This window comes from Sporofaciens sp. St.21A7, assembly GCF_059728535.1.
Map to the genome: position 1 here is coordinate 2,733,618 of NZ_BAAGFN010000001.1, position 16,510 is coordinate 2,750,127.

At 48.5% G+C, this 16,510-nt stretch carries 20 protein-coding genes; all 20 read right to left on the reverse strand.

Annotated features, from left to right (window positions below):
• The gene (locus tag AC6I3O_RS13420; protein WP_497851326.1) at positions 1-1,287 is read right to left on the reverse strand and encodes a sporulation protein YqfD; all 1,287 of its coding nucleotides are present in this window, start codon (positions 1,285-1,287) and stop codon (positions 1-3) included.
• 15 nt (positions 1,288-1,302) lie between these two features.
• A complete protein-coding gene (gene yqfC, locus AC6I3O_RS13425; protein ID WP_497851327.1) occupies positions 1,303-1,602 on the reverse strand; it encodes a sporulation protein YqfC in 300 nt (99 codons plus the stop codon).
• A 71-nt stretch (positions 1,603-1,673) separates the two neighbouring features.
• The gene (locus AC6I3O_RS13430; protein ID WP_497851328.1) at positions 1,674-1,997 is read right to left on the reverse strand and encodes a hypothetical protein; all 324 of its coding nucleotides are present in this window, start codon (positions 1,995-1,997) and stop codon (positions 1,674-1,676) included.
• A 199-nt stretch (positions 1,998-2,196) separates the two neighbouring features.
• Complete coding sequence (locus AC6I3O_RS13435; RefSeq protein WP_497851329.1) at positions 2,197-2,394, reverse strand: YjfB family protein; 198 nt, start codon at positions 2,392-2,394, stop codon at positions 2,197-2,199.
• Positions 2,395-2,712: 318 nt separating this feature from the next.
• A complete protein-coding gene (gene ilvC / locus AC6I3O_RS13440; RefSeq protein ID WP_172490560.1) occupies positions 2,713-3,723 on the reverse strand; it encodes a ketol-acid reductoisomerase in 1,011 nt (336 codons plus the stop codon).
• Between the two features lie 136 nt (positions 3,724-3,859).
• On the reverse strand, positions 3,860-4,357 hold the full coding sequence (ilvN, locus tag AC6I3O_RS13445) for an acetolactate synthase small subunit (RefSeq protein WP_497851330.1): 498 nt from the start codon (positions 4,355-4,357) through the stop codon (positions 3,860-3,862).
• Between the two features lie 100 nt (positions 4,358-4,457).
• Positions 4,458-5,282 carry an alkaline phosphatase family protein gene (locus tag AC6I3O_RS13450; RefSeq protein ID WP_497851331.1) on the reverse strand — a complete coding sequence of 275 codons (825 nt, stop codon included), beginning with the start codon at positions 5,280-5,282 and terminating at the stop codon, positions 4,458-4,460.
• 53 nt (positions 5,283-5,335) lie between these two features.
• A complete protein-coding gene (locus AC6I3O_RS13455) occupies positions 5,336-5,986 on the reverse strand; it encodes an HAD family hydrolase (RefSeq protein WP_497853475.1) in 651 nt (216 codons plus the stop codon).
• A gap of 129 nt (positions 5,987-6,115) precedes the next feature.
• Positions 6,116-6,439, reverse strand: a complete 324-nt coding sequence (locus AC6I3O_RS13460) for a hypothetical protein (protein WP_497851332.1) — start codon at positions 6,437-6,439, stop codon at positions 6,116-6,118.
• A 105-nt stretch (positions 6,440-6,544) separates the two neighbouring features.
• Positions 6,545-6,952: a hypothetical protein gene (locus AC6I3O_RS13465; RefSeq protein WP_497851333.1), complete on the reverse strand. Its 408-nt coding sequence runs from the start codon at positions 6,950-6,952 to the stop codon at positions 6,545-6,547.
• A gap of 98 nt (positions 6,953-7,050) precedes the next feature.
• Positions 7,051-8,754 (reverse strand): AAA family ATPase, encoded by a 1,704-nt coding sequence (locus AC6I3O_RS13470; RefSeq protein WP_497851334.1) that lies wholly within the window; start codon positions 8,752-8,754, stop codon positions 7,051-7,053.
• Positions 8,755-8,881: 127 nt separating this feature from the next.
• Positions 8,882-11,428, reverse strand: coding sequence for a cell division protein FtsA (locus AC6I3O_RS13475; RefSeq protein ID WP_497851335.1), 2,547 nt, complete (start codon positions 11,426-11,428; stop codon positions 8,882-8,884).
• 132 nt (positions 11,429-11,560) lie between these two features.
• Positions 11,561-12,193: a SpoIIIAH-like family protein gene (locus AC6I3O_RS13480; protein ID WP_497851336.1), complete on the reverse strand. Its 633-nt coding sequence runs from the start codon at positions 12,191-12,193 to the stop codon at positions 11,561-11,563.
• 30 nt (positions 12,194-12,223) lie between these two features.
• Positions 12,224-12,826 carry a SpoIIIAG-related protein gene (locus AC6I3O_RS13485; RefSeq protein WP_497853476.1) on the reverse strand — a complete coding sequence of 201 codons (603 nt, stop codon included), beginning with the start codon at positions 12,824-12,826 and terminating at the stop codon, positions 12,224-12,226.
• A 14-nt stretch (positions 12,827-12,840) separates the two neighbouring features.
• Positions 12,841-13,230 (reverse strand): stage III sporulation protein AF, encoded by a 390-nt coding sequence (locus AC6I3O_RS13490; protein ID WP_497851337.1) that lies wholly within the window; start codon positions 13,228-13,230, stop codon positions 12,841-12,843.
• Between the two features lie 9 nt (positions 13,231-13,239).
• Positions 13,240-14,388 (reverse strand): stage III sporulation protein AE, encoded by a 1,149-nt coding sequence (locus AC6I3O_RS13495; protein WP_497851338.1) that lies wholly within the window; start codon positions 14,386-14,388, stop codon positions 13,240-13,242.
• Complete coding sequence (gene spoIIIAD / locus AC6I3O_RS13500) at positions 14,385-14,771, reverse strand: stage III sporulation protein AD (RefSeq protein WP_497851339.1); 387 nt, start codon at positions 14,769-14,771, stop codon at positions 14,385-14,387. Before spoIIIAD ends, AC6I3O_RS13495 begins: the two co-directional genes overlap by 4 nt.
• 44 nt (positions 14,772-14,815) lie before the next feature.
• A complete protein-coding gene (spoIIIAC, locus tag AC6I3O_RS13505; protein WP_491867653.1) occupies positions 14,816-15,010 on the reverse strand; it encodes a stage III sporulation protein AC in 195 nt (64 codons plus the stop codon).
• A gap of 11 nt (positions 15,011-15,021) precedes the next feature.
• Complete coding sequence (locus tag AC6I3O_RS13510; protein ID WP_497851340.1) at positions 15,022-15,543, reverse strand: stage III sporulation protein AB; 522 nt, start codon at positions 15,541-15,543, stop codon at positions 15,022-15,024.
• Positions 15,537-16,484, reverse strand: coding sequence for a stage III sporulation protein AA (gene spoIIIAA / locus AC6I3O_RS13515; protein ID WP_497851341.1), 948 nt, complete (start codon positions 16,482-16,484; stop codon positions 15,537-15,539). The genes AC6I3O_RS13510 and spoIIIAA overlap by 7 nt, the downstream gene beginning before the upstream one ends.
• Positions 16,485-16,510: the final 26 nt, after the last annotated feature.

Here is a 16,510-nt window from a genome sequence, read left to right on the forward strand (position 1 = left end):
CTACTCTCCTGTCTCGTCCTGTTCTTCGATTACCGGGATTTCCAGTAATTGAGATTGGGCCAATGTCCCGATGGGCGTAAGGACAGTCAGCGTCCCCCTTGCCTCGGCTTTTTTTGACCCTGTGTATATTTTAACATTATTCTCAATAATTTCTACCCCCTTTTTATCCAAATCTTTACAATATCGCTGAAAATTTGCGCTTAATATCTTTTGAAGCTCTTTTTTTGAATATTTTTTCTCCTGAGGGCGGTAGGGCCTTGCCGTTCTCTTGTCGCAGATAACGGGAAGGTAGAAATTCTCACCGATGCACAATTGTTTCTCGGACCCGTTCATTTCCCATGTATCATAAGAATTCCGGATTGAGCCGAACCGTAGGAAGTAGCTGCCGATTTTCAGGGTATACTCTATTTTTTCAACATCCATGTATTCCTTTACCATATAAGCCAGATCTGTCTCATCCAGATATTCGACGGACGTTCTCCCCTGAATGTCTGCGTCCGCCTTATGGTACTGGTAGGCAATCACGGTCCCTGCGTCGTCTAACACCGGCACCTGCCCGGACACCAGAAGATCCCCTGCCTTCACCTCCTGCCCTTCCTTTACCATTGGGATTCCGCTGCGGGGGACGATTCGGGTGATGACGCAGTCCTGGTCGGCAACAATGTCCATGGCCTGAGCCTCCCCGTTTCCCGCCTCCCCCAGCTCAGACTCCGCCCCAGCCGTCCCAGCCATATCCATGGCAGGAAGGGAATCCTCGTTCTCCTTCACCTGTATGATCAGCCGTGTACCCTTGATGGAAGCAGAAACCCAGATAATGTCATTATATTCCTTACGGATGTCTTTTACAATCCTTGCGCAGTCCACCTCGGACACAGGCATCCCATTGGTCACTTCGGTACTTGCAAGGAAACGAAGAAGCGTCTCGTCCGTGTAGGAAAGGTTCCCTCGGATGTCGATGTTCCAGATATATCTGGACATGAGAAATATGAGAGCCACAGAAAGGAAAGCCCCTGCAAAAAATAATTTCCGTTTGCGGTATTTATGTAAAAAAAAAGGAAGACCGAACCGCCCCACAATCACTACTTTTGTTCCCGTCTTCCTGATAATCGGTTTTAGCTGCCGGAATCCCTTTGTCTCTATGTTCATCTCATATGCACGGTTTACCGGCGTAAGCCCCCACAATACAATCCCCTTATGGCTGCACGCATTTAAGAATCGCTCGGTTGAGTATCCTGTAATCCGGATGCGGATGTATCCTTTGATGTATCGGATCGTTTTTAACAGCAATGTCGTACCTCCTTATTACCGCTGATATTCAATAGACTGTATATGGCCGGTCACTTTCATCTCATCGTTGGTGTAATAGACTACCTGAAGTTTTTGGCCGGTAATACGGATCTGCCCGGTCCTGGTCTGGATGCGCACCAGAGAATCTGTGTATTCGAGAATTCCCCTGTAGTTCTCAAGGCACAGCTCCATCTGCCCGGTGACGGTCAGGATTGGCATGCCTAAGGCTACGTCTTTGGGCAGCTCTGACAATTCCGCAATTTTATTCCTGAAAGGATGACTCTCCTCTTCCTGTCTCTGTCTTTTCGGTCTCATAAAAATGCCATTCATGGATTTTACAGTAGTTTATGCGGGCGTAAAAGGGAATATGCATTGGAACGCATGTTTCATTGTCCCAATAAACGCACCGGCAAGACCTTGAACAATGTGGACGCCAGCGCCATCCCCCACAAAATCCCCTGTCTCTGTCTCCTGCTGCTTTTTATCTTTTCCAGATTACGGTAACTGTCGTCCAGCCTTGACTTGCCCCTTTTTAAATCAGCCATAATCTTTATTCCTGCCCATGATTGAAGAACCGTGAGCAAGAATACCCCGCAGCTTCTCCAAAATCGCTGCTTTCCCGCCAACAGATAATACATACCTTCCGATATGCCAATCAGTGTTGCTATATGATGAATCCAGATACAAATCGATAGCTCCTTCTCACGCATTTTCCCTTATCCCCCTTAAATAATCCTGTATCTATTGTAACGGATTTTGCTGTCGGAATATAGTAAAACAGTTCGCAACTTTCTACAAATTTCGAGTTCGGATGCTTAAAAAAACGAACCCGAAGATTCCCATAACCTTCAGATTCGCTCCCTGTACGGTCTCGCTCCTTGCAAAACCTTCTTATGCTGACACGATACATTAGACAAGTATGTCGATATTCTCTCCCAGCCCCGGTATCGATGCACCGCCTGAGACTTGCGCCGCCGCATCCATCATCTCAGCCATCGCTTCGGTTGACATCTCCATGGCGTCCATGACTTTAGCCATCATGGCATATCCAACATTCATCTGTAACTTTTCCATAGACATAACTGATGATAATCCTGCAATATCCATATATTCATCCGCTCCTTTCCCACATCAGAGGTATCTATATATCTATATATCGGCTTCAACGGAACATACTTAACATAAAAATGAAGATTTCAAAAGACGCACATCCTTCCACTCATTCAGGATGTGCGCCCTATCATTCTAGTACACCGAAAAATAAGTTCCTAGCCATATAACGCAGGATGATTTTTCATATGCAAGGCGGAGAAATGAGGCGTAGTGGGTGCTACGCCGATTGACGACAACGACGCAGATGGAAAATCAGACAAGTTATATGGCTGGTTACTTATTATTCGGTGTACTAGCTAAGCCGCGCAAGTATTAATTATTAACCAGCTTATCCTCATCGCTCCAGCTATACAGCTTACGAAGCTCCTCGCCGATCTTCTCGCACTCATGCTCCGCAGCATTTCTTCTCATGGCACGGAAATGCGGCGCTCCCACCTTGTTCTCCGTCAGCCATTCCTTGGCAAAGCTTCCGTCCTGGATATCGGACAGAATCTTCTTCATCGCCTTCTTAGTATCCTCTGTAATAATCTTCGGTCCGGTAATATAATCGCCGTACTCAGCCGTATTGGAGATAGAATATCTCATTCCCGCAAATCCGGACTGGTAAATCAAATCTACAATCAACTTCATCTCATGGATACACTCAAAGTAAGCGTTTCTCGGGTCATATCCCGCCTCAACAAGAGTCTCGAAACCTGCCTGCATCAATGCGCAGACACCGCCGCACAGAACCGCCTGCTCGCCGAAGAGGTCTGTCTCGGTCTCCGTACGGAAATCTGTCTCAAGGACGCCTGCCCTTGCCCCGCCGATTGCCAGAGCATATGCTAAAGCCTTGTCAAGAGCCTTGCCGGAAGCATCCTGCTCTACCGCTACCAGACACGGAACACCCTTGCCGGCCTGATACTCGCTTCTTACCGTATGTCCCGGTCCCTTAGGCGCAATCATCGTTACATCCACGCCTGCCGGAGGCACGATCTGTCCGAAATGAATCGCAAAACCATGGGCGAACATCAGCATGTTTCCTTCTTCCAGATTCGGTGCAATATCCTTCTCATACATAGCTGCCTGTAACTCGTCATTGATCAGAATCATGATAATATCAGCCTTCTTTGCCGCCTCTGCCGCCGTATAGACCTCGAATCCCTGGGCCTCGGCCTTTGCCCAGGACTTACTGCCCTCGTACAGGCCAATAATTACATGGCAGCCGGACTCCTTTGCATTCAGGGCATGGGCATGTCCCTGGCTTCCGTAACCGATTACCGCAATCGTCTTTCCTTCCAGTAATGATAAATTACAATCTTCCTGGTAATAAATCTTTGCCATTTTAGCATTCCTCCTACATTAAAAAATGAAATATGTTGAAATAATATTGTGAAACAGAAAAATAGCTCATGAAAGCTGAATTCCTGTTTTACATACTTTATCGGGCAAAGCCCGCCTGCCCTCAGGGCATGCAAGTTCAGTCTATATATGTAACATCCTTGCTCCCGCGGGACAGCCCGGTAATCCCTGTCCTGGCAAGTTCCAGAATCTCATATCCGTCTAACAGGTTCAAAAATGCTTCCAGCTTCGACTGGTTCCCCGTCAACTCAATCATCAGGGAATCATTCTCTACGTCCACGATCTTAGCGCGGAAAATATCCGCCACAGAGATAATCTCCGACCGCTCCGCCTTATTTGCCCGTACCTTAATCATAATCAGCTCGCGGTACACAGACTCCTCAGGCTTCAGCACCTTAATTTCTACCACGTCTTCCAGTTTCCTTACCTGCTTCTCAATCTGTGCAAGAATCAGCTCGTCCCCTGACGCAACAATGGTAATCCTCGTAAATCTCGGATCTGCCGTCACGCCGGCAGTGATACTGTCAATACTATATCCCCGTCTGCTGAAAAGCCCGGATATCCGGCTCAAGACTCCTGTGGTATTGTCAACAATCAATGAATAAACTCTTTGCATAATGCACCTCTTTCTTTCCTATACAAAAAACAGAGTGCGTTCTGTTTTTTTATCATAACAATATCTATTCCCTTTGTCAAGCAAAAACATAATTATTTTCCTATTTTGCTGCCAACTGAATTTCCGACAACCCCACCATATTCTCGGCAGGCGGTATCCCCAGCAGACGGCACAGAAGCGGAGCTACGCAAAGCTGTGAAATGTATTCCTCCTCAAACCTTCCGCACTTGACTGCATCACTGAAAATGTACAGAGGGACGTCCCTTTGGGCAGTATCCGTGCCGCCGTGGTTTCCAAGTACATTCATCCCATGATCCGCAGTAATGACAACCTGATACCCTTCCTTTCGCCATACCTCCATCAATGGGGACAGAATCGAATCTGCATTCGCTATGGCGCTCTCATATTCCGGGCTTCCCGCCCCTTTTCGATGTCCCCAAAAGTCAATTCCCATAGAATGGTATAAGAGGAAATCCGGGTCGAACTCCTTTCGCAGGTACTCCCCGTCTGCAAAAAGATGAGAGTCCGGATAATCGTCTGCCCAGTAAAAAATTCCCGCGTCAATCATGCCGCCCTTCCGAATCCGGATTCTGTCCTCATGCTTTTTAAAAGCTGCTTCATTATACAATTCACTCATCCAATGGTATGCTGCTGCCGCCGTAACTCCTCCCGCCGCCTTGCACATGGAAAACAGATTCTCACCCTGTAAGGTCCTGACCGTCCCATTGGACGTGATTCCATGCCCGCAGACCGGCAGGCCGGTGAGCAACGTGGCATATATAGGCCTTGATAAAGAGGGCAGCTCACCTCTTACCTTGTATTTGGAACCCATTTTATAATCAATCAAATGCTCAAGATATCCTAGATTTCTGGTTCCGGCTTCGTACTGGCATGCATCCAGCAATACGAAAATCGTTTTCTTCATTAGACTCTTTTCATCCTCCTAATCTTTCTGACATTCTTCCAAAAGGTTCTCTCTTATGAAAACCTAAGAATCCCCTCCACAGTCTCTCCAATATAATCTGCACCTGCGCTTACAAGTTCTTCCCTTGTCCCAAATCCATATAGAATCCCCAGACATTCCATTCCTGCGGCGTGCGCCCCGAACACATCATGCTCCCGGTCTCCCACCATCAACACTTTGGACTTGTCCGCAATCTTACAGGCACAAAGCGCATAACGGATGACCTCTTCCTTCGTGCCGCGTCCGCCGGAAAGTTCCATTCCTGCCACATAGTCAAAATATGGATCCAGCCCAAAATGTTCGATAATCTGACGCGCAAATGGTTCCGGCTTGGAAGTCGCCACCACCAGCGTCTTCCCCCGCCTTTTAAGCTCCTTTAACACCTCTTCCATCCCGTCGTAGACATGGTTCTCAAAAATTCCCTTTTCACGGTAATATTCTCTGTAATATCGGACCGCTTCTGCACATTGTTCTTTTGTAAAACCACAGAATTTTTCAAAAGAATCCGTCAGCGGCGGCCCGATAAAGGAGTAGAGCTTCGTGCGGTCCGTCTCTTCGATTCCAAATTTTTTCAGGGCGTAAATGACCGAATTCGTAATTCCCAGTGAAGATTCCGTCAATGTCCCATCCAGATCAAAGAAAAAAATGTCAAAACTTTTATCCATACTGTCCATATCCCTTCCCACTCCTTCCATAAACAACACTTTATCTGCAATTTTAACATAAGAAATCCGGAATAACAAGATAAAAGCAGGAGACCCGAACATCTCCTGCCTCTAATAGCACAATCTCTCTCAAATCTTCTTAATTACCTTCATAAGAGTCCCATCCTGCGCCCATACAAGTTCATCCATCTTCAAAAATCCCCGCACAAAATCATTGGCAGGATTGTGGTAGATATTCATAGGCGTATCGTACTGTATGAGTTCCCCCTTCTCCATAATTGCAATCCTGTCTGCAATATTTAACGCTTCTTCCTGGTCATGGGTCACGAAAATCATCGTGATCCCCAGTTTCCTCTGAAGGCTTTTCAACTCCTCCCGCATCTTTAGCCGAAGATTGGCATCCAGATTGGACAGCGGTTCGTCAAGAAGCAGAATCTTGGGGTTTGTCGCCATGCTGGCAACATTTTTCCCCGGCGAAATCAGGAATGTTCAAATTGATATTTCCTATATAAATAAATTAAATATTTGATTTATCTATTAGCCATCCTTTCGTAATCCTTAACTCGTAATCCTCTCCGAACACGATTTATCCTCCCGCGACACGCAGAAATATTTCCATATGCATCTAATATCCTCTTCCCTGCTGCTGAACAGATAAGGAACCCAGCCGTCGTCATACACCAAAACGGCCCCTTGGATAATGAACATCTGATACTGCCTGCCGTACCCGAAGATAAGCTCCCCGTCTTCGTCATAAATATTGACATAAGAAATCACGTCCATCTCATAGGGCCATCGGTCATGGTTCCTCCGGTTGAGTTCCATAATGCACATCCGGTACGTGCAGTCTGCCCGGAAAATATCGTTCTTATCCCGGCTTGCGTATATGAATAACTGACACAGCTCGGTGTCAGAATATTTTTGAAGTTGCATTAATGATATGCAGTAGTCAATCTCCAGCAGCACAGCCTAAATCCCTTTCCCGTTACCGTAAAAATTTATAGAAGATACCCTTATATCCAATATTTTGCTCTCCTGATACGGTTTTAATGCATCGGAAGAAACTATCCGATCAAAATCTTCTTTCCTTCAAATGCAAAACCATATTTCCGGATTCTCTCTTGCGGAATCCCTTTTGCTTCCAAGTCCGCAGCGTACTGCATCCGCTCAATCTGCTCTAATGCTTCTGCTACGGCATCCTCTAAAGACTGCTTCTTTTTTGCGTTACAGACCTTGAATTCGATAATCGCAGCGTCTTCCGAAGGCAGGAGAGGCTCCAGCACCACATCATATCTTCCGAAGCCGCTCTCTCGGTTGGATGTGATCCTGTACTTGTCCTCCAGTTCAACCATCAGCCCAAGCACGAAACCATGGTAAAAACGTTCAGGCTCCGTCTCCTCAGAAGGATTTTTGCCGGTATCGAAGTAACTAAAGGAAGCGGAAGCCACCCGGTTTATATAAGTATTCATAGCATCCACATCCCCCAACAGAAACGCTTTGATGAATGTATTATATGCAGAGGCAGAAGCCGGCCGCCTAAACCATTGGGCCACCATCCTCCTGAACATCACAGTAACTTCCCAGTTGGTCAGCTTTAATCTGCATTCCGGATATCCGCTGTCGGAAAACACAAACTGCTCTACCCGCAGATATCCGCTTGCCAGAAGCAGGCTCCAGACCGCATTTTCGTCGGCATCCAGCATACTAAATACCACCTGCTCGTCAATCTGTGCATGGAGCGGTTTGCCGGAAAGCAGATCTTCCATGGCAATCTTCAAATCCGGGCTGCCTTCTTGGATCAGCTTCCCCACCAGGCCGTTGCTGCTGGTGTTGGCCCAGTATGGGGAGAAACGGCGTTTGTCCAGATAATTGATGATCGACCAGGGATTATAGATGTCTGGCTTTTTGCCGAAGGTAAAGCCGTCATACCAGCGCCGCACCTGCTCCCGCTGCTCATACAGCCCATATTCTTTCAGGGCCTCCCAGACCTCCTCCTGGGTAAAGCCGAAAGAATCCTCATATTTTTCAGAGATCGTAGTCACCACCTCTAAATTGTTTAGGTCAGAAAAAACAGACTCCTTGCTGACCCGCGTGATCCCTGTCATCAGTGCGCGTTCCAGATAAGGGTTGGACTTAAACGTGGAATTGAACAGATTCCTGATAAAAGAAACCATCTCATTCCAGTATCCGCCTACATAGGCTTCATGCATCGGCGTATCATATTCATCCAGAAGTATGATAACCTTTTTTCCGTAATAACGCATTAGATAATCGGAAAGATTCGACAGGGATTCCGATGCGAGATAATCGTCCATGTCAGCAGATATATCCCGATATGCCTTTTTTTCATCTTCATTCAAATAGTTGCCTTCCAGCAGAAAATCACATTTATTATAGAGATTCTTTATGAGCTGGCAGATCTTCTGCCTTGCATTCCGAAAGGATATTTCTTTCACCTTTGCAAAACTTAAAAAGATCACTGGCCAGGTTCCCTGTAGTCCCCGGTACTTTTCCTCCTCCCAGATCGCAAGCCCCTGAAACAGACTGTTTCTGCCAGTATGCAAAAAGCCTGCATCAGAGCCGGAAAAAAAATTCTCCACCATGCTCAAAGTCAGCGTCTTTCCGAAACGCCTTGGGCGGGTAATCAGTGTGACTTCATCCCCGCTTTCCCACCATTCTTTAATGAACTTCGTTTTATCAATATAAAAGTAATCATTTGTTATCAATTTTTCAAAATTCTGATGGCCAATTCCTACAGTCCTTGACATATTGCCTCCTCTTTTTTGCGGATATCTTTATCTCAAACAGCCTCCCTGTTTCCATCTGTGGAATAACACTTTGATTATAGCCGATTTTAGGCTATATGCAAAATCATGCACATAGCCCAAACAAAAATTATATCTTCTTTTCTTCAATCGTAATCGAATCTCCTTCACGGAGTTTCTGTTGGAACATACCTGGCTCCCCATTTACAATCAGTTCAATCGTCCCTTTCGGATTGTTGAGATTGATACCCGAATACTGGAGCAAATCCATCAAGTAATAGGAACCCCCGTTTTCTTTGCGGGGCAGCCGCAAGGGAGAACCATTGAGCTGAAAGAGGATCGTACCTCCTCCTCCCATGCGGGAAGCCTGTGGTTTAATTCCGGCTGTCCCTGGCGCTCCCGACGCCGGGATTCCCGATTCCCTTCCTCCTGCCAAAATCGGTGTCTGCCCTGTCCTTGCCGGAGCTGGCTTCGGCTGCGTCCCGCCTATCCCAAAATCTAACTCTAACTGGCCATCCTCCCCGTCATCTTCTTCCCACCTTTTTTTCACAGTCCGGTTCTGGGACAGATGCCCTTTTTCCGGCATAGCATCCCTCTTCAAGGATTCCTCTTCTCGCTCAACCCTGTTTTTAATCTCTGCCACAGCGTCTGCAACCTGCATCCGTCTTGCCCCGCTCTCTGGCTCCGTAACAGCCTGTCCAGCCGGCTGGCTCTTCGCCATACTTATATGCGCACTTCCCACATCCTCCTCATCTTCCGCATCCATATCTTCTTCCGCATCTATATCTTCTTCCGCATCTATATCTTCTTCCGCATCTATATCTTCCACGGAACCGCTCTCCCTTTCATCCGTTTCAGACACAATGCCAGTTTTCTCTTCCGTCACAGGCAGTGGCCCGGCATTCTCTTCTCCATCTGCTCCGTCTGAGGACCTGTCTTCCTTTACGTCTGCCGTTCCATCTTCCTCCATGTCAGCAGGTCTATCTTCCTTCGCATCTGCCGCTCCTTCTTCCTCCACGGCTCCCTCTTCCTCCGCCTCTTCTTTCTTAGGCATCCGTATCCGGATGATATCACCAATCTTGAGGGGCGTCTCTAAAGGCATGAACACTCCGTTCAGCGTGATTTCCAGACATTCTTCGGCTCCCTCGATATCCCCCAGATACGCTTCCGCCGGAATGCCTGGAACCGCCGGAACAAAATCAATGCAATCCCCCGCATGAATCACCGTGGAGAGCTTGCCTTCCTTCTTATTAATGAACAGAGACGCCGGCTGCGCCGCAGTACCATAGAACACCTTCCGCTTCCCGTTGACCGTCACAGGCAGGCTGGTTCCCGGACGCCCCAGAATATCCTGGAAATTATAACCGTTCATCATCAGAAGATTCAGAGCCGTAAAACTTCCGCTGCGGAATAACTTCGCAGGCCTTCCGTTCAGCGTCACGCGGAAACTATCGTTAATCAGATTCAGCCCGGAGGACACCGTAATCCCAAGGGGCGTCGCATACTCCGGGTTATTCAGGTCGTATTCATCGGAAAATGCGCTGATACGGAAATTATTTCCCGCAACGGCAACACGGTTCGCATCCATCTGGAGAGCCGCCGTAATCCCTTCCCTAAGCCCTGCCAGTTTACTTCCGCCTCCGGCAAGGAACAATGCGGAGGGCGCGCCTCCGTTTACTTCCAGCACCTTCGCCGCAATCTCTTTGCACAGGACTTCCGTAGTACCCTGGATGCACTGGATGACTTCTTCTCTGGACGCTTTCCGCTCGAACCCTAAGATATCCGTAAAGGTTATGACTTCTTCCTGTTCAATCTGCGCCTTCATGATCTCTGCCGTCCCAAAATCCACCAGATATTCCCGCATGACTGCCTCTGTGATCTCGTCCCCCGCTACCGTCGCCATGGTATAACCGGTCACGCTTCCGCCCGTACATGCGGCAATATCCGAAGTACCTGCCCCGATATCCACCATAACCAGATTCAAAAGCCGCAAATTCTCAGGAATCGCCGCATTAATTGCCGCAATCGGCTCCAGCGTCACGCTGACTACCTCAAGGCCAATCTTGTTCATGGTGGTATACAGACTCTCCACTACCTCGCTGGGAAGGAAGGTGGCAATCAAATCTACCTTCACATCCTGTCCCCGGTGGTCTTTTAAGCTGGAAATCCGATAGTCATCCAGATAATACTGGCACACCGTATATCCCACAAGATAGAAACGGCGCATATCCTCCTTGGCGTTATTCTCCTCATCAAAGGCTTCTTCCACCTTGTTGATTGCCCCCGCCTCCAGACGGCTGATAATCTCGTCGTCAATCAACTGCTTGCCCGGCAGGTTAATCTCATACTCCGCGCGCTTCGTCCTAAGGGCGCGCCCAGCCGCGGCAACACAGACCCGGCTTAACTGAAAATTCACCTTTTCTTCCAGACGCGCCTTCACCTTTCTTGCTAAGGACGTTACCTTCTCTATATTCTCAATCTGTCCGTCAATCATTGCCCGTTCCGTATGTTCTACCTTTTCAATGGCAATAATCTTGACCTTCTCTTCTTCTACGACTCCGACCATCCCGATAATGCTCCGCGTTCCGATATCCAGAGCAAATATTGTATTTTCAGCCTGCACCTGCGCTTTTTGAACCTTCTGAACCTGTGCCTTCTTAACTTGTCCCTTTGCCATGTCCGTCCTCCTGAGTAATATGGGCAGAATACATCCTGCCCACAAATTTTCACTATAGACTATTATAATAAACTTCTTTTTCAATGTAAATGTTTTTCTGCTGGAAAGGTTCTGAAAACGTCTGAAAATGTCTTATTTCCCTTGGGTACTTACCGGCGTAATCACAATGTTCTGCGCCGCCACCCCGGTCTTACGCGCAACGATGTCTTCAATCTGCGCCCGGTTCGCGTCGCTTAGGTCCGCCGCATTTACCACTACGTCCGCCGTGTCCGCCGTCAGGCTTATCACCACTTCGTTGAATCCCTTGGATGCAAGAAGGGTCTCGGCTGCGGCTTCTTTTTCCGCTAAATCCGTCATTGCCACCATCTGGTTCACGGCGTCCTGTTTCTGTGCGTCGCTCAATGTCTCGTTGTCGATGATTTCGAGCAGGGACTCTTTATTCTTTGCCCGCACCTGTTCCCTTGCCACTTTTGCCTCTGCCACAACTGCGCTTGCCTCGCCGCCTGTCAGCACCGCCTCGCCCGGCGTACCGTCCACGCTTCCGTCAGACCCTTCCCCGTCCTGACTTTCGATGTCGTCCGATGCGCTTGCTAAGTCTTCCTCTGAGATATCCAGAAGCTCCTGGTTGGCAAGATCCGCATTTGCCGTCTCCGCCTCTTTCTTGTCCCCGAAAATCTTCCCCGAATAATTCAGGTATCCTGCCGCCGCAATCATGACAGCCAAAGCCGCAATAATGATCTGGTTTTTCTTCACGATTTGTTTCACTGTTCTTCCTCCTACTTCTGCCACATTATTTTAACTCTTCTTCATTACCCTAATCTTATGCGTGTCTATGCCAAATAATGCCTGAACTGCCTCAGTTATATTCTGTTTGACCACAGAATCCGCGCCTCCCTCGGCAATGACCACCACGCCCTCGATCTGAGGACTTAACTCTTTGCTGACATAAGGCTCTCCTGTCTGTCCGCCGTCGCTGTACACGGTCGTCTCCCCATGTTCTGCATTCTGGGTCGTCCTTTTGCCCCCCTGGCTGTCCGACTCTGAGACTGCTTCATTGGCCACTGACAGGTCTTTTTCCACCACCTTCTCCGCCGAAGATTTCAGCGTAATCATCACCGTCACATCCCCAGCCCCGGACATCTGGGAAAGCGCAGACTCCAGGCGTCTCTCCAGATTATATAAGTATTCGTTCTGATTGGTTTCCGTCTTCCCTTCGCTCAGGCTAAGGCCTGTTTCTGTTTTCCCCTTCCCATCTCCTTTCTTTTCTGTGGGAATCGCTATGACGAGCAGCAGGATTCCTGCAAGCACGAGAATGAGAAGCTGGTCTTTTTTTAACTTTTTTGGGGAAATCTTTCCGAAAAATGTAAACAACTGCTTTTTTCTTTCTTCCAAATGCATCCTCCTTCCCACTGCTATCTTCCAATTTTGATTTCATCCACTCGTATCTGCGTACCAGCATCCTCTTCTGTTCCTGCGCTTCCCATACTGCCCGCAAAATCTTCCTGGTCTCTCTCCTTAGATTCCTCCTCAAAATCCTCTGACATTCCCGTAAAATCCTGCAAAGCCTGCTCCATCTTCTCCACCTGCTCCCGGTATGCCGGGCTTTCATAGAGGTTCTGCCACAAATCCCCTGCGCCCAGCAGCCCAAGGACTGGGTCTGTCAGCATAAGCACCAGCACAAGTCCGGTGAAGAACCGAATATACCTCTTATAATCGGAGTTCGGGACGATATGCATGACTGCCGTTACCATGACCATGTAATATGACAGATTCATAATCCATTCATACAAATAAGAAAACATCCTCACACCTCATACATTTCCCGTGACCGCCGCCACCACTACAATCGTCAGCAGAAACAGAAATCCAGTCGTAAATACCACGCTAAGCAGCATCCTGCACCCATCCCCCACAGTCTCAATTAAGCCCACAATCCGCTTATCTGAGACCGGCTGTATGACTGCGGCTGCCAGTTTGTAGAGAAGTGCGATGCAGGCGACTTGTGCCAGAGGAACCATACACAAGGCAACCGAAATCACTGCTCCCGCCATGCCGATTCCGTTTTTTACAAGGACGGCTGTTCCAATGGCCACTTCCGCCATGCCGCCGATGGCATCGCCGATTCCAGGAATGGCCTCTGCGCTGCGGGTAATGGCGCTTCGCTTCACGCTGTCGATTGCAGGGCTAATCAGGCCTTGGATAACGTTTAACCCCACAATACAGGCAAGCACCGTCTTGAGAATCCAAGACACGGCCATCTCGATTAATTCTGCAAATTTGCTCAGATAGTCTTCATCCGACAGGTAATTCAAGACCCGCACCATCATATAGATATGGAGCATGGGCAGCAGAAAGTTCAGAATTAAAACCTCCGTCAAAAAAATCAGGAACAGCACAATATGGTAGAAAGCTACGGAAGTAATACTCCCTCTTGCTACGGAGACGGCAAGGAAATACAGGGGGCAGAACACGCCCATAAAGGCAACTAGCGCCTCGATTCCTCCCCGCACCCAGTCCACCACGGCTTCAAAGGAACTGATTGCAAGGGCAATGAGCAGCAGGTACAGGGCATAAAAACTGATATCGGAAATCTGTCGGCTCTTAAATACCTTGGAAAAATTGCCAAACAAGGCGGCCAGCAGTGCGATGACCAACATATGAATCAGACTATCCCGGCTGCTTTTGAATGCGTATCCCAACTGGTCTGCCACCAGCCTGCCCAGTAAATGAATGGAAAAATCCAAGTCGCCGGACAGGATTCCCATCAAAGTTTCCTTGAAGCCTAGCTGCTCCCTGGGAAATATTTCCTCAAGCATACTGTCGATTTCATCAAAATCATACCGGCTTATCATATCCGAGCCATCTGCTCCCTCGGATGCCTTTGCATCCACCGGCAGAAAGGAAAGCAGCACCAAGACGCCCATAGCCAGCGCCAATAAGGCATGTTTCCATTTCCTCATGACAGAAACTCCCGGATGGTGTTCAGCAGAGTCATAAGTATGGGCAGGCTCAAAAGCATCACCGCCAGCTTCCCAAAGATTTCAATCTGGCCGGCAATCGTCTGGTATCCCGCATCTTTACAGATACCTGACGAAAACTCTGCCACATAGGTAATGCCCAGCATCTTAATCAGCGTCCCCACATACGCCTGATCAAGCCCGATAAACCTGCCGATTCCCTTCATCGCTTCTACAATCGTTCCAAGACGCCCCAGGATGCAGAAAAAGATAATCAGGCTCAATGTCACCGTAATATAAATCCCATACTCGGATTTCCCGCTTTTAAACTGCACGGCGAGAAGCGTCCCGGCTACGCCCATAATCCCGATTTGCAGCATATCCATGGCAATCCCTTCTTTCTACCGTCATATATTTTCCGCCGCATAATCTATAATGAAAACAGCCGCTTTATGGACTCAAACAAATCATAGATATACGGCACAATCCAGAACAGCACCAGCAAAAGCCCCGCAAGGCTCGTCAGGAATGCCTGCTCTTCCCTTCCGCTGTGCTTTAAAACCTGGCTTAACACGGAAACCAGAATTCCCACAGCCGCAATTTTGAATATCAGGTTCACACTCATGTACTCCTCCTCTATAGCAACAGGACAGTGATAAAGATTCCGCTCATCACCCCAAGGCAATGGCACAACCTTATCTTCGTCCTCATTTCTTCACGCATCTCCTCCATGGAAAGCCTGATTTCTTCCAGATACAAATCCAGAGTCTTTACCTGCATCTCGGCGTCTGCGATTCCCAGCTGGTTTCCGAAGGCGGCAAGGCGCAGAAGCTCTTCCTTAGGAAGCCCGGAATCTGCCAGAAAGGTCTTCGTACTCTCCTCCCACATACCGGCAAATGTGCCGTCCCGCTCTTTCTCCATCTGCTTACACAGCCCTAACAGCCATTCCCTGTAAGGACTTAACGCCTTCTGTCCAATCTGTAGAAATGCTTCTCCTAAATATGACCTTGCATATTGGATTTCACTCCTTAACAGATACAGGAGTTTTTGCAGATATTGAAGCTCTTTGTAGCCGTCGCCAATCTGCTTTGCCGCGGCATGCCCCCACATGGAAGTGGCTGCGATGACAAGGGCGCCGCCCACGGTTTTCATCAGCATGACACACCCGCCGTCTCGCTGTAGAGAAGGCTTCCCCGGCTGTCGAACAGACCGCTTACCTGCCCCACACGTTCCCGTTTCCCAAGCAGTATATACCTCTCGAACCGTTTTTCAGCCACCATGCGGTCAACCAGCGGCTTCTTCCTAAGCTCCTCCATAGAATCTGCGTGGATGGTCGCCAGCAGCCGACAGCCGCAGTGCATGGCGTGGATGGTGGCATGTACATCCTCTGCCGAACCGATTTCGTCCACAGCCAGGACCGCCGGGCTCATGGAGCGGATGAGCATGGTCATTCCTTCCGCCTTAGGACAGCCGTCTAAGATGTCGGTTCGGATGCCCAAATCATTCTGGGCAACGCCCCTGTAACAGCCGCCGATTTCCGAGCGTTCATCCACCACACCTACCGCCATGCCCTTAACCCAGCGGTTTCCGTCGGAAATCTGGCGTATCATGTCCCTAAGCAGCGTTGTCTTGCCGCATCCTGGCGGGGAAACGATGAGCGTATGGCACAGCCTTCCTTCCTCAGTGATGTATGGGAATACTGAATCTGCGCACCCGATTGCTTCATGGGACATACGTAAGTTTATGGATGAGATATAGCGCAGGTTCTTCACCCTCCCGTTTTCTATGATTGCCTGACCTGTCATCCCCACTCTGTGACCTCCCTCAATTGTGATAAATCCCTGCTTCATTTCCTGTTCGTATGCATATAAGGAAAAATTACTGACATACTCCAACATTTCCTTTACGTCTTCTCTTGTGACGATGTAAGGCCCGTCCCGCTCCTTCCCGATTAGCCGTTCATTGCCGCCATAGATTGCAAGAAGGGGTTTTCCCACCCGAAGCCTTAATTCCTGCATGTGGGCGTCATTTTGCCGTTCTTTTATGACCGCCAGCCGGACATTCCGGGGAAGAACCTTTAATATTCTATCGTTTTGCATATCTGTCCACCTCTTAATTCCAATAT

Excerpts from the sequence above, each read along its gene's own strand:
- yqfC (WP_497851327.1), bottom strand. The coding sequence starts at position 1,602 with ATGAGACCGAAAAGACAGAGACAGGAAGAGGAGAGTCATCCTTTCAGG.
- AC6I3O_RS13430 (WP_497851328.1), bottom strand. The coding sequence starts at position 1,997 with ATGCGTGAGAAGGAGCTATCGATTTGTATCTGGATTCATCATATAGCA.
- AC6I3O_RS13435 (WP_497851329.1), bottom strand. The coding sequence starts at position 2,394 with ATGGATATTGCAGGATTATCATCAGTTATGTCTATGGAAAAGTTACAG.
- ilvC (WP_172490560.1), bottom strand. The coding sequence starts at position 3,723 with ATGGCAAAGATTTATTACCAGGAAGATTGTAATTTATCATTACTGGAA.
- ilvN (WP_497851330.1), bottom strand. The coding sequence starts at position 4,357 with ATGCAAAGAGTTTATTCATTGATTGTTGACAATACCACAGGAGTCTTG.
- AC6I3O_RS13450 (WP_497851331.1), bottom strand. The coding sequence starts at position 5,282 with ATGAAGAAAACGATTTTCGTATTGCTGGATGCATGCCAGTACGAAGCC.
- AC6I3O_RS13455 (WP_497853475.1), bottom strand. The coding sequence starts at position 5,986 with ATGGATAAAAGTTTTGACATTTTTTTCTTTGATCTGGATGGGACATTG.
- AC6I3O_RS13460 (WP_497851332.1), bottom strand. The coding sequence starts at position 6,439 with ATGGCGACAAACCCCAAGATTCTGCTTCTTGACGAACCGCTGTCCAAT.
- AC6I3O_RS13470 (WP_497851334.1), bottom strand. The coding sequence starts at position 8,754 with ATGTCAAGGACTGTAGGAATTGGCCATCAGAATTTTGAAAAATTGATA.
- AC6I3O_RS13475 (WP_497851335.1), bottom strand. The coding sequence starts at position 11,428 with ATGGCAAAGGGACAAGTTAAGAAGGCACAGGTTCAGAAGGTTCAAAAA.
- AC6I3O_RS13485 (WP_497853476.1), bottom strand. The coding sequence starts at position 12,826 with ATGCATTTGGAAGAAAGAAAAAAGCAGTTGTTTACATTTTTCGGAAAG.
- AC6I3O_RS13490 (WP_497851337.1), bottom strand. The coding sequence starts at position 13,230 with ATGTTTTCTTATTTGTATGAATGGATTATGAATCTGTCATATTACATG.
- AC6I3O_RS13495 (WP_497851338.1), bottom strand. The coding sequence starts at position 14,388 with ATGAGGAAATGGAAACATGCCTTATTGGCGCTGGCTATGGGCGTCTTG.
- spoIIIAD (WP_497851339.1), bottom strand. The coding sequence starts at position 14,771 with ATGGATATGCTGCAAATCGGGATTATGGGCGTAGCCGGGACGCTTCTC.
- spoIIIAC (WP_491867653.1), bottom strand. The coding sequence starts at position 15,010 with ATGAGTGTGAACCTGATATTCAAAATTGCGGCTGTGGGAATTCTGGTT.
- AC6I3O_RS13510 (WP_497851340.1), bottom strand. The coding sequence starts at position 15,543 with ATGCTGATGAAAACCGTGGGCGGCGCCCTTGTCATCGCAGCCACTTCC.
- spoIIIAA (WP_497851341.1), bottom strand. The coding sequence starts at position 16,484 with ATGCAAAACGATAGAATATTAAAGGTTCTTCCCCGGAATGTCCGGCTG.